The 12,411-nt window shown below is 63.1% G+C and carries 8 protein-coding genes and 1 pseudogene; 5 read left to right on the plus strand and 4 right to left on the minus strand.

Features of this window, described 5'->3' with window-relative positions; all coding sequences use genetic code 11:
- Positions 1–333 precede the first annotated feature (333 nt).
- Entirely contained in the window at positions 334–2,706 is a 2,373-nt protein-coding gene (locus BMX29_RS07535) for a calcium-binding protein (protein WP_175471153.1), read from the plus strand.
- 125 nt (positions 2,707–2,831) lie between these two features.
- Positions 2,832–3,074, plus strand: a pseudogene (locus BMX29_RS07540) (transposase); the annotation flags it as partial.
- A gap of 63 nt (positions 3,075–3,137) precedes the next feature.
- Here the strand turns inward: BMX29_RS07540 and BMX29_RS07545 are convergent.
- Entirely contained in the window at positions 3,138–4,334 is a 1,197-nt protein-coding gene (locus BMX29_RS07545) for an IS256 family transposase (protein ID WP_092811645.1), read from the minus strand.
- 330 nt (positions 4,335–4,664) lie between these two features.
- Here BMX29_RS07545 and BMX29_RS07550 point away from each other — a divergent pair, with 330 nt between their 5' ends.
- The 3 genes from BMX29_RS07550 to BMX29_RS07560 are packed head-to-tail and all read left to right on the plus strand — an operon-like array spanning position 4,665 to position 6,725.
- Complete coding sequence (locus BMX29_RS07550) at positions 4,665–5,351, plus strand: phosphatidylserine decarboxylase (RefSeq protein ID WP_092811647.1); 687 nt, start codon at positions 4,665–4,667, stop codon at positions 5,349–5,351.
- On the plus strand, positions 5,348–6,106 hold the full coding sequence (gene pssA / locus BMX29_RS07555; protein ID WP_043841806.1) for a CDP-diacylglycerol--serine O-phosphatidyltransferase: 759 nt from the start codon (positions 5,348–5,350) through the stop codon (positions 6,104–6,106). The genes BMX29_RS07550 and pssA overlap by 4 nt, the downstream gene beginning before the upstream one ends.
- A gap of 1 nt (position 6,107) precedes the next feature.
- Positions 6,108–6,725 (plus strand): class I SAM-dependent methyltransferase, encoded by a 618-nt coding sequence (locus BMX29_RS07560; protein WP_092811649.1) that lies wholly within the window; start codon positions 6,108–6,110, stop codon positions 6,723–6,725.
- 367 nt (positions 6,726–7,092) lie between these two features.
- Here BMX29_RS07560 and BMX29_RS07565 read toward each other — a convergent pair whose 3' ends face one another.
- The 3 genes from BMX29_RS07565 to BMX29_RS07575 all read right to left on the minus strand — a co-directional run bounded on the left by BMX29_RS07565 (position 7,093) and on the right by BMX29_RS07575 (position 12,327).
- A complete protein-coding gene (locus BMX29_RS07565; RefSeq protein ID WP_092811651.1) occupies positions 7,093–9,396 on the minus strand; it encodes a xanthine dehydrogenase family protein molybdopterin-binding subunit in 2,304 nt (767 codons plus the stop codon).
- Positions 9,397–9,399: 3 nt separating this feature from the next.
- Positions 9,400–9,852 carry a (2Fe-2S)-binding protein gene (locus BMX29_RS07570; protein WP_092811653.1) on the minus strand — a complete coding sequence of 151 codons (453 nt, stop codon included), beginning with the start codon at positions 9,850–9,852 and terminating at the stop codon, positions 9,400–9,402.
- A gap of 429 nt (positions 9,853–10,281) precedes the next feature.
- Positions 10,282–12,327 (minus strand): TonB-dependent receptor domain-containing protein, encoded by a 2,046-nt coding sequence (locus BMX29_RS07575; protein WP_092811655.1) that lies wholly within the window; start codon positions 12,325–12,327, stop codon positions 10,282–10,284.
- Positions 12,328–12,411: the final 84 nt, after the last annotated feature.

A 12,411-nucleotide genomic window follows, 5' to 3' on the forward strand; every position in this document is an offset into this window, starting at 1 on the left:
CCGCGGTTGCCCGAAAGCTCGTAACCATCGCGAACGCGCTGTGCAGGAACCGTCAGAAATGGGCCGCTCCGGCTACCTGACAGATACAGTTGCTAGCTCTGAGCCCTGATCCTAAGCTCCTGAGCGGCAGTCGGAATTATAGCAGGGGGCAAGGAAGATAATATTTACGTATTTTATTTTATTCACGCGAAAATTTTATTCAAAATTTTCTAATTAATTTTGGCTGAAAAAGTTACGATGTTTTTTCCAACAGTGCATTAATAAGCCCTGATGTCGGACAGCTGCCGTCTAACATTCAGATGATGTTCCGCCCTGGTGTTTCCGGGGATGGTTATGGACTTGCACGCAACTAACGTTTCGGCTTGGAGCTTTAAATCGGATCTGTTTGGTGGCAACATTATTGCACACAGAGACAGCCTGAACTTTGGGAGTCTAGAAGAATTAGCAGGCGATCTGGGAGTTACGAACCTAAGGTATCCCGGGGGATCTCTGACCGAATACTACTTCGACATCTCTCAGCCGGACGCGGCAACTGCAACCCATCGTGAAAGTGGTGAAATTGTAGATTTCGTGAGCCTGTCAAGCTTTGCGGAAATGGCGTCAGAAATCGGCGCAAGTGCGACCATCGTGATCCCGACGGCACGGTTCCTGTCTGTAGCGCGGGACCCGACTGGCAACCGACGGCCGAGCTTCGACGAGACCGAACTCCGCGAGTTCGTGCGCGACACGCTGACCGGTGAATACGGGCCTCTTTTAGTCGACGCATTCGAGATTGGCAACGAATACTGGGGCAGCGGGCAGATGTCGGCGCGCGAATACGGGCGCTTGGCTGGTGAGATGGCTGTGATCATCAACGACGAGATCGCACAGATCAATTCCATCCACGGTTGGGGCATGGAACCGGACGTGGTGATCCAGGTCGGTGCAAACCACAGCCACTCCGACCTTCGGGAGGTGTTCAGGAACATGCCGACTGAGCAGGTCCTGCAAATCCTCACGAACGACTACGGTGTAGAGAATGCCCATACCGCGGCAAACAACGATGGCAGTTTCAATTGGGGAATTCTCAACAATCTCATCCTGCTGTCGGAGTTGCAGCATGCCGGGGCAGAAGCGGCGGTCTCGGGCGTCGTGTTCCATCTCTATTCCAAAGAGCCGGATCTCCCTAACCAACGAGAGTACAATTTCTGGCTCATTGACACATTTTGGAAGCCGGTGTTCGCCGAACTTGCTATCTACGTTTCTGAATGGAACGTCTCAGGAGTGACCGGCTTCCGTGAACGTGGACAGGACTACGGACTATTCCAGGCAAGCGAAATGATCCAGATCCTCGAGGAGATGGCATCTCGAGATGTGGTCTCCGCGAATGTATGGCCTCTTCTCCAGAATACGGCGAACGCACTGAGCTACGGCCGGGTTTATGACGGGCTTTCGTTTCCCGGCGCGGTCTATGCGGAATTATCGGGCCGACTGGAAGGGTTTCAGGCACTCGATCTGACGCCCGGAGACGGTGAGGCGGACGAGGTAGAGATGCAGACTGACGGCTACAATCTTCATGCCTATGTCAGCGAAAATGCTCTCGAACTCGTACTCTTCTCTTCGGGAGAAGGCAGCCGCAACGTCGAACTCGACCTTTCCGCTATTCTGTCGAATTATGACGCCTCGCGTGCCACCTCGCTGGCTTACCTCCCGGGAGAGGCCATCGGAGACAGCAGCGCTTCGTTTGGACGATCCTCCGAAAGCGGCTGGTCCGACCCCGGTGATCTTTCTGTCTCCCATATGCTCATGAACGGAGAGGCCGTGTTCCTCAGCTTTGAGGGCGCGGTGTTCACACCTGCCATCGCATCGCAGATCATCAACGTACCCGTCTCGCCCGATCCTTGGTCCGAAAGTTCGGATGGTCAGCATTTAGTGGGAGGTGAGAACTCAGATCTCGTGCACGGCCATGAAGGTGATGACCGCATCTACGGGCAGGCCGGAAACGATACCCTTGATGGTGGTCCGGGCGCCGATACAATTGCCGGCTCGCATGGCGCCGACGTACTGCGGGGAGGAGAGGGCAACGACAGCCTCGGAGGGGGGGCGGGACATGACAGTATTACCGCAGGCTATGGAAGCGATACTGTCGGTGGTGGCCAGGACAACGATACCGTGCTCGGCGGCAGCGGAAACGATGTCGTGGCCGGGGGGGCTGGTAACGACTCGCTTCATGGCGACGACCACAGTGACGAAATCGGCGGTGGTGCTGGCGATGACTGGGTCTCCGGAGATGCAGGTCACGACAATCTAGGTGGTGGATACGGCAACGATACGCTCTATGGGAGCAGCGGTCATGACCGTATCGGGGGCGGTACTGGCGCCGATCTCATATTTGGAGGCTCCGGGAACGACTTTCTGGCCGGAGGCAGCGGACGCGATGAGCTATGGGGCGGCAATGAGGACGATACGCTGAACGGCGGTAACGGCGACGACACTCTGATAGGGGGCGGTGGAGCGGATGTTTTTCTGTTTAACGAGGGCCCCGGTATAGGGCATGATCGAATCGAGGACTTCGAGATGGGCGTGGATCTGATCCGGTTTGCGGGAATCCAACGATATTCTCTTGATATCTCTCATTCCGGGCGTGATCTCCTGATCGAAACGGGATCCGGGTCCGTGACACTCGTCGACTTGGGCCCGGCCACACTTGACGAGATCTTGGTTTAGGATTCCCCTTGAGACGAACCGTCAAGGACGGACGGGCGACTGGATCGCATTTGACAACACCCGCCGGCTGCATCAGGCGCTCGGAATGAAGACACCCGCCGCGACGTTCGAATTAGCGGCATAACATGAGCAGGTTCTGCTGGGTCAATACCCGGCCGCGCCCCTACTTTCCTATGTCCCATGGGCGCCCCCGCGTGGGTGACAAACGTGTTCTCAGCGGCATTAAATTCATCAATCGCAAGGGGCTACGCTGGCGGGGCGCGCCCCGAAAATACCGTCCGAACAAGACGCTCTACAATCTTTGACTCAGTTGGAGCCGCATAGGCGTGTTCGCGCGGATCATGGAGGGGGCTCGCTGCCGAGCAGGCCGATTGGATAGTGTCCCGGGGCGTGGTGTAGGAGCGCCGACCTTCGGAGAGGTCCGAGCCTGATCAGGTGGCCATGGCGGGCAACCTGATGTCGGGATTGTCGGTGACGCGCGCGAGCGTTTCAAGGCTCATGTATCTCCTCGCAACGGTCCATTCGTCGTTGGTCTCGAGCATCAGCGCGCCGACGAGCCGGACTACGGCCGCGTCGTTGGGGAAGATGCCGATGACGTCGGATCGGCGCTTGATCTCCCGGTTCACCCGCTCAAGCGGGTTCGTGGACGCGATCTGGGCCCAGTGCTCACGAGGGAAGTCCATGTAGGCGAGGACATCATCCCGGGAGCTCTCCAAGAGCGTGCCGAGCTTGGGCTGCTTCTCCCCGAGCGCCTCCGTGACGGCATCCCACTGGGCTTCGGCATCCGCCTTGTTCTCTTGGGCGAAGATCGTCTTCAGCATCGCGGCCACCGCTGTGCGCTGCTTCGCCGGGGCATGCGCGAGCGCGTTGCGCATCCAGTGAACGCGACACCGCTGGTGCGTCGCATCGAACACTCGCCAGGCAGCAGCCCGCAGCCCCTTGTGGTCGTCGGCCACGACCAGCTTCACACCGCGCAGGCCACGGTCGGCGAGAGACCGCAGGAAGTCCGTCCAGAACGTCTCCGCCTCGGACGGACAGGTGGCAACGCCGAGAACCTCACGCTTGCCGTCCTCGTTGACCGCGACGGCGATTATCACAGCGCGGCTGACGATCCGTCCGCCCTCACGCACCTTCACGTAGGTCGCGTCGAGCCAGAGATAGGGCCAGGCCCCCTCGAGCGGGCGAGAGAGGAAGGCGTTCACCCGCTCGTCGATTTCGACGCAGAGGCGACTGACCTGGCTCTTCGACATGCCGCCCGCGCCCATGGCCTTCACCAGATCGTCCACGGAGCGCGTGGAAACACCTTGGACGTAGGCCTCCTGGATCACCGCCACGAGCGCCTTCTCGGCCGTGCGGCGCGGCTCCAGGAAGCTGGGAAGGTAGCTTCCCTTCCTCAACTTCGGGATCTCCAGCGCGATCCGCCCGGCACGGGTGTCCCAATCGCGGTCACGGTAGCCGTTGCGCTGGACTTCCCGCAGGGGCGAACGTGCGCCCTTCGCGGCGCCGGTTCGCTCTTCCACCTCTGCTTCCATGATCCGCTCGGCCGCGAAGGCCAGCATCTCGCGGACGAGATCGCCGTCAGCCTGCTTCTCAACCAGCTCGATCAGCGTTATTCTGTCGTCGGTCATCGTCATCTCCGTTCTTGGTTCAAGGTCTCGCAACCCGAACCTTCACGAAGATCGACGATGGCCGCCAGCGTCACACCCGGCCACGCGCTGCGCTACGCCGGGGGCTCCGCGCGCGGCCTCCTACACCACGCCCCGGGACACTATCCGGGCTCAGGTTGCTCAGCCGACGGTTGTGAAGTACGCGGACAGTGAGATGACCTCGCAGTACGGCCGAAAATAACCGCAGGTCCGGGGCCGTGCGTTTTCGATCGAAGCCGGGACACGGGGGCAATTCCGTTCGACGCGTCGATTGCGCGCAGATGGCAGCATAGCATTGAGGTATCGCTTCCCGTGAACATGGTCTCGACCTTCGTGAAACCGATGCACCGCGAGGGCATTAGGTTTGTCGCAATCTTCGCGGCGGTAACCGCAGGATTGTTTTTCCTGACCCCGGTGGCTGGTTGGCTGGGCGTCGGCCTCACTGTCTGGTGCTACTATTTCTTCCGGGATCCGGAACGCGTGCCGCCCGAGAGGGACGACCTCGTGGTCAGCCCGGCCGATGGCATCGTGTCGCTGATCGAACCGGCTGTTCCGCCTGCCGAGCTCGGGATGGCGGCCACGCCCCTCACGCGTGTCAGCGTGTTCATGAACGTCTTCAATTGCCATGTGAACCGCGCTCCAGTGGCGGGACATGTCACAAGTATCGCCTACAGGCCCGGCAAGTTCTTCAACGCGTCTCTCGACAAGGCCAGCGCCGACAACGAGCGGAACAGTCTGTGCATTCGTACCCCGGCCGGCGACGATCTGGCCGTCGTCCAGATCGCGGGGCTGGTGGCGCGCCGCATCGTCTGCTGGACCTCGGAAGGTGATGCGCTCGCGGCGGGGGAACGTTTCGGTCTGATCCGCTTCGGCTCGCGGCTCGACGTCTATTTGCCCCCCGGGGTGAGCCCGAAGGTGCGCATCGGGCAAACGATGGTCGCGGGCGAGACCGTGATTGCCGAACTCGCAGGAACGGCCGGACCCGGCCAGACGCCATGACCGACAAACCACCGCGCAGACCGAGGTCGGAGATCCCGCTCATCCAGCTCGTGCCGAACATGCTGACGATCGCGGCCATCTGCGCCGGGCTCAGCGCGATCCGTTTCGGAATACAGGGCGATTTCACCCTCGCCGTGAAGCTGATCCTGGCGGCCTGCGTGCTCGACGGGCTCGACGGGCGTCTGGCGCGCGCGATGGACGCCGACAGCGCCATCGGTGCCGAACTCGACTCGCTCGCGGATTTTCTGAACTTCGGGGTGGCGCCTCCGCTGGTGATCTACTTCTGGGGGCTGCAGAGCCAGTCCAGCATCGGCTGGATCTCCGTTCTCATCTTCGCGATCTGCTGCGTTCTGCGGCTCGCCCGGTTCAATGTCGGCACCAAGTCGGAGACGAAAGGCAAGGACGCCGCCTATTTCGTCGGCGTTCCGGCCCCCGCCAGCGCGATGCTGGCCATGCTGCCGATGTTCCTCTCCTTCGCCTTCACCGGCGCTCCGATACTGCACCCGGTCGGGATATCGCTCTATCTGTCCGTCATCGGCCTGCTGATGATCAGCCGGGTCCCGACCTGGTCGTTCAAGACCACCACCATATCTCGTCGTAACGTGAAGGCTTTCCTGGTGGCGGTCGCGGTCGTCGGAGCGAGCGTTCTGACATTCGCCTGGGTCACGCTCGTTGCGCTTTGCATCGGCTACGTCGCCGTCGTCATCTGGGCACTTGTCACCAAGCCGCGCGCGGCGCAGTCGAAGGACACCTGACATGGATACCAACGCTGTCGAGACTTCCTATGCCCGCTGGGCGCCCATCTATGACCGGACGTTCGGGGCCATAACCGATGTCGGGCGGCGCAGGGCCGTAGAGTATGTCAATCAAAGGGACGGGGCGGTTCTGGAGGTCGGGGTCGGCACCGGGCTTGCGCTGCCGCATTACCGGAACGACCTGGAGGTTACCGGCGTCGACTACAGCGAGGAGATGCTGGGCAAGGCGCGCGACAAGGTCGATAGGATGCGCCTGACGCACGTTCGCGAACTCCGCCAGATGGACGCGCGGGAGATCGACTATCCCGATGCGCATTTCGACACCGTTGTCGCCATGCACGTCCTGTCGGTCGTGCCCGAGCCCGAAACGGTGATGTCCGAGATCGCGCGCGTCTGCAAACCTGGCGGCGAGGTTGTCGTGGTCAACCACTTCAAGCGGACGACGGGCGTACTGGCGATGCTGGAACGCGGCTTCGCGCCGTTCGCGAATACCCTCGGCTGGCATTCGGATTTTTCGGACGAGACCATTCTCGGAGAAAGCAGCTTGTCACCGGTCGAGCGCAAGTCCCTGCCACCGTTCGGCATGATGACCTTCATGACGCTTCGAAAGGCAGCGTGACCCATTGCCCATGATCGTACGACGCAAAGTATAATGAGGGCCTAAACGACGAGCGTTTTATTCTCAGTCGAGTTCAGGCTGCGGCGCTACAGAAAATCCGAAAGCCCGTGGGGCAGCTTGCCGGAAGCCCGGCCATTCCCGTGAAACCGACGAGCGACGGGCTATCGGTCGCGGCAGACCGGCGGCTCTTGTCCCAACGTTGCGTGCTTCCATCGCCTGATCCGGGGCAACCGACAACGCCAGCCTGACAAGCAGTGCCTCGCGTTTCGTTGCATCCGTTCTGAAAAAAACCTAGGCAAGCGATCAATCGGTCCACCCGAGGAGGAGACGATGCAGGCCACGGTCGCGACCTGCATCGTCGCTTGGGTTAGGCCGTCGTGCCGATCGGCAGGTTGCGGCGACGCTCGCCGGTTGCCGCGGCGAGGCCGTTGGCGATGGCGGGCAGCACCGGCGGGACGCCCGGTTCGCCCACTCCGGTCGCGTGGACCGAGAACGGGTGCGGCACGATGTGTGTTACGACGTTGAGCGGGTAGTTGTCGGACCGCACCACGTCGTAGTCGTAGAAGTTCGACTGCACGACCGCGCCGTTCTCGAAGGTGATCGAGGAGTGCAGAGCCGCCGTCATGCCCATGACCGCCGCCCCCTGCATCTGGCTCTCGATCCGCTCGGGGTTGGCGGCGTAGCCGCAATCGATCGCCATGTGCATCTCGGGCACGGTGATCCTGCCGTCGACCACCTTCACCCGTGCGGCGCAGGCCACGTAGGATACGAAGCTGCGGTGCGCGGCGAGGCCGATGCCCTCGCCCTCGGACAGGTCGCCCCCGTACCCGATCCCGTCAGCCGCGACCTCGAGCACATGGGCGAGCCGTCCGGTCTCGATCGGGAACTCCTTCATCGGTTCGCCGTAGTTCCAGAAGGTCTCGCCGAGGCCGGCGGCGACCGGATCCATCGTGCGCGGCGCGCCGATCAGCTCCAGCCACATGGTCTTCTGGTCCTTGCCGAGCTCCTGCGCGAGTTCGCCCACGAAGGAGCCGATGGCCCAGGCGTGCGGGATGTTCGACACCGCCCGGAACCATCCTATGCGCGCATGGGCCATCGCCTTGCCGGTCTCGCAGCGCAGGTTCGGGACATCGAACGGCACGTCGGTCAGACCCATCCCCTGTTCCAGTGGCATGGCAAGCCCGGGATCGGGGGCGAAGGTGGACAGGATCGTCGGCGCGACCGAGCGGTGGTTCCAGCCGGTGACCTTGTCGTCGGCATCGAGCGCGACCTCGATCCGCTCGGCCGAGGTCGTGTGCATGAAGGAATGCCGAACGTCGTCCTCGCGCGTCCACTGCACCCGCACGGGCGCACCGACCGCCTGGCTGAGCAGCGCGGCCTCCGTGACGAAGTCGGCCTTTGACTTGCGCCCGAAGCCGCCCCCCAGAAGCGTTACGTTGACCGTCACGTTCTCGGGCTCGAGCCCGACTGCCTTCGCGGCGTCGAGTCGCGTCTGGTAGGGGCTCTGGACCGGGGCCCAGATCTCGAGCTTGCCGTCGGCGTAATTCGCCAGCGCCGCGGGCGGCTCCATCGGGATGTGCGCCATGTGGTTCTGCGTATAAGTCCGGGTGACGGTGCGTGCGGCCTCGCTGACCGCCGCGTCCCAGTCGCCCTGGTCACGCACCACGGTGCCCGGCTGCTCGGACGTTTCCAGCATCTCCTGCATGTAGCTTTCGGAGGTGTAGCTGCCGTTATCGCCGGCCTGCCACTCGATCCGTAGCGCGTTGCGCCCACGCTCCGCTGCCCACGTGTTCGCGGCGATCACGGCGATCCCGCCGAGCGGGGCGAAACCGACCGGGGCGGTCACGTAGGGCAGTTCGTGTGTCGACTCCACGCCGTCGATCGCGAGAGCGGCGCTGTCGTCATAAGAGGTCGCCTTGCCGCCGACGACCGGCGGACGGGCGATCACCGCGACCTTCATGCCGGGCAGCGTCACGTCGGCGCCGTAGACCGCCTTGCCGGTGGTGATGTCGTGCAGGTCCGTGATCTGCACCTCGCCCTTGCCCATGTAGCGGAACTGGTCCTCGGTCTTGAAGACGATCTCCTCGTGCGTGGGCACGGGCTGCGCCATCGCCGCCTCGGCCAGGTCGCCGAAGCCGAGCGTCGCACCCGCGGGTCCCGTCACCTGGTGGTTCTCGACGGTCACTTCGGAGACATCGACGCCCCATTCCTCGGCCGCTGCGCGCGCGAGCATCGTGCGCACCGCGCCGCCCATCCGCCGCGCGGTCTGTATATGATGCCGCATGGAGCGCGAGCCGTCGGTGTTCTGGTTGCCGTATTTCGGCTCGTCACCCGGCGCCTGCACAATCTTCACGCGCGACCAGTCGGCTTCCATCTCGTCGGCCATGACCATCGGGATCGAGGTTCGGCTTCCGGTGCCCATCTCGGAGCGGTGCGCGACCAGCGTCACGGTGCCGTCCGCGTCGATCGAGATGAAGACGTGCGGGTCGTCGACGAGGCCGTTTTCCATGGCTTCGCCGCCGGTCGGGTAGGGCTCGAATGCATCTGCACGCGATGCGAACGCCCCCAGCGCGAAGGCGCCGGTGATACCCAGAAAGCCGCGGCGCGACACCTTGAGAAGCGTGGCGGGCAGCGGGGCGGCCGTAAGTGCGGGATCAAGATATTTCAGCATGGCTCAGATCCCCGTGCTTGCGAGGCGCACGGCCTCGACGATGCGCTGGTAGCAGCCGCAGCGGCAGACATTGCCGGCCATCGCCGCGAGGATCTCCTCGTCCGAGGGCTCGGGCTTTTCCTCCAGCAACGCGGCGGCCTGCATGATCTGACCGGACTGGCAGAAGCCGCATTGCGGCACGCTCAGCTCGCGCCAGGCGACCTGCACGCGGTGGTCTCCGGCGGGGTCGAGCCCCTCGATCGTGGTGACATGCTTGCCTTCGACATCGCCCACCGTGATCTGGCAGGATCGCTCAGCGCTGCCGTCCACATGGACGGTGCACGCGCCGCAGAGCCCGACGCCGCACCCGTACTTGGTACCCGAGAGCCCGGAAATGTCCCGGATCGCCCAGAGGAGCGGCATACCGGGATCGACCGCGACATCCTGCTCGGCTCCGTTCAAGATCAATTTCGCCATGCTGTCCTCCCCAAAAGTCTTTTACGTACAATCTGTTGCGAACACTTAATGCGAGAGCGTGTTGAATATTAACACGCCCAGGTAGATAATCTTGCATGTAAATTCGTGCAGTTCCGTGCTTCGCAACCTGTCGATCCTGATGCGTCAAGCTCGGCAACACGACGTTTTATTGTGACGTTCGAAAGCTTCCTAAGATATTGATTGCATTTAGTTTTCTGGTGGTAGCAGCTTGCTGCGCGACGCATGGATATATCGGTCGGCGGCAGCGCGGCGGGCGTAGCGAAAAGAGCCGTTGGCGTTCCCGATCTGCGAGGCCATGGATGACCGAAAGGCCGCGCGCTACGAACCGGCACGGCTTTCGGACACGCAGATGTAAAAGGGCGCCGCGGTTGCCCGCGACGCCAAGGCGACCCGGATCGTGTCCTTGCGTCAGAACGTCCGGGCGAGGGAAACCTTGAAATTGCGACCCGGGGCAGGGCGCGTCGATCGGCGCGGCTGGTAGTCCCGGTCGAAGGCGTTTTCGATGCCGAAGCGCATTTCCGTCCCCGCGAGAACGCCCTTCCGCGGCGTATAGGTGGCGCGCAGATTATGGACCGAGAAGCCCGGGGTCTCGTCGTCCTCGACCTCGATGTCGTTGAATGCGACCACCTCCCAGCTCATGTCGAGCACGTCGCCAAAGCGCTTGCCGAGGGTGAGCCGGGCGCTGTCGCCGGGCAGCGCCCGCCAGTCCGCATCCCCCAGCCCGTCGGGATAGTTCTCCTTCCCCCGCGCGAGCGCGAGGTTGAGGTCCGAATAGAACCCTGACGCCATGCTGTAGCTGGCCTCGAGCTCCAGCCCGTGTGTCTCGACCGCATCGACATAGCTGCCGGTTGCGCCCGGGACGGTGTAGGACGTCACATCCCACAGTGTCGTGGCATAGGCCGTGGCCTTGAGAGCGAGGTCGTCGCCCGCGCCAAAGACGCTGGCCGCGTCGTAGGAGCCGCCGAGTTCGAAGGTGTGGGATTTCTCGCTCTGGGACATCAGCTCGGGCTGGGGGACCGGGTCGGACATGCCGCGAGCTGTCCCGTAGAGGTCGTCGAGGATCGGCAGGCTTTCGGTATAGGCCGCGCTGGCAAAGAGCCCGATGCCGTTTGCGAACTCGTAACGCGCGGAGACACCACCCATCAGCGCGTCGTTGTCGTAGGTGTCCGGTCCGCCGAAACCGGTCCCGTCTTCGATCTCCTGGGTCTCGAAGCGCAGGGCGGGCGTGACGGTCCAGTTGCCGAGGCGCATTTCGTCAATGGCGTAGACGGCCACGCGCCTGTCGGTGCCGCCGGGGGCGCTGTCCGCGCTCTCGCGCTCCTTGCGGATGAACTCCAGGCCCGTGCGAAGCTCGTGGTCCACCGCGCCGGTCGCAAACCGCGCCGTGTTCTTGAACGCAAGCCGGGTGGTCTCGTAGCGGTGATCGGCGTTGACGGTCGGAAAACCGCCCGGAGGCGCCATGGAAGAGGACCCCGGCACGTAGCTCTGGTCGATTTCCTGGTCGGCATAGGACAGGATCGCGTCGAAATCGATCAACGGGTTCGAGGCCGGCGCGAAGTTGTAGACAAGCGTTGCGGTGCGGCTGTCGATGTCGCGGTCCACGTTGCCGAAGATGGCGTCGCTGGTGTCGAAGGAGTCGTAGGGCACGTCGCGCTCGGCTGTGCTGGTATCGGTGTAGGACAGGGTCAGCGAATGTTCCTTCGCGGCGTCGAGGTAGACGCGCCCCTTCAGCAACCACGACGGTGTTTCGAACTGGCTGTTGCCGATGGCCGTCCCCGAGCCGTCCACCTGCGCGTCCTGGCGGCGCAGCGTATAGTTGGCGAGGAACTCAGCCCTGTCGGTCGGCTGCCAGGCCAGGATGGTCGAGGTCGCGAAGCCGTCGCCATTCGAGGAATACTCGAGCGTCTCGCGCAGGCGGAAGCCGGGCACGCCACCTGTGAAGTCCGAAGCATTCTTGGTCTCGGCCCGGACCACGCCGCCAACGATGCCGGAGCCGTATTCGAAGCTGCCGATTGTGCCGCGCAGCACGTCCACCGAGCTGTAGAGCGCGGGATCGGTGAAGAGCTGCGTGCCGATCCGGTAGATCTCTTCCGAGCCCGTGATCGCCTCGTCCACGATGACCTGCACCTTCTGGTCGGTGCCGTAGGTCGAGGTGGCGCCGTAGCCGCGGATCGAGATGCCCGAACCGGTGGGCGTCGAGCCGTTGACCAGGGCCACGCCCGGCACGCTGTCGATCAGCTCGGCGATGGTGCCGGCCTGACGATCCTTGATCTCGGTTTCGTCGATGGTTGTGACCGGCGCGGCGGTATCTGTCGCGACCTTCCGCTTGGACGCGGCGACGGAGATGGGCTCGAGCGCGATGTCCCCTTCGGTGTCGAACGGTTGGCCCGTTGCGGGCAGGGCAATGAGAACGAGTGTGAGCGCGGTACTCGCGCGCAGAAGTCTGAGTGACATGAAGCAGTCCCTGGCAAGCTGGTGTCGTGCCGTGCTTGCGTCGGGGCTGGCGTGGCGGAAGGCGCAACCGGAAGATTTGATCGC

This window comes from Roseivivax marinus, assembly GCF_900109705.1.
Taxonomy (GTDB): Bacteria; Pseudomonadota; Alphaproteobacteria; order Rhodobacterales; family Rhodobacteraceae; genus Roseivivax; species Roseivivax marinus.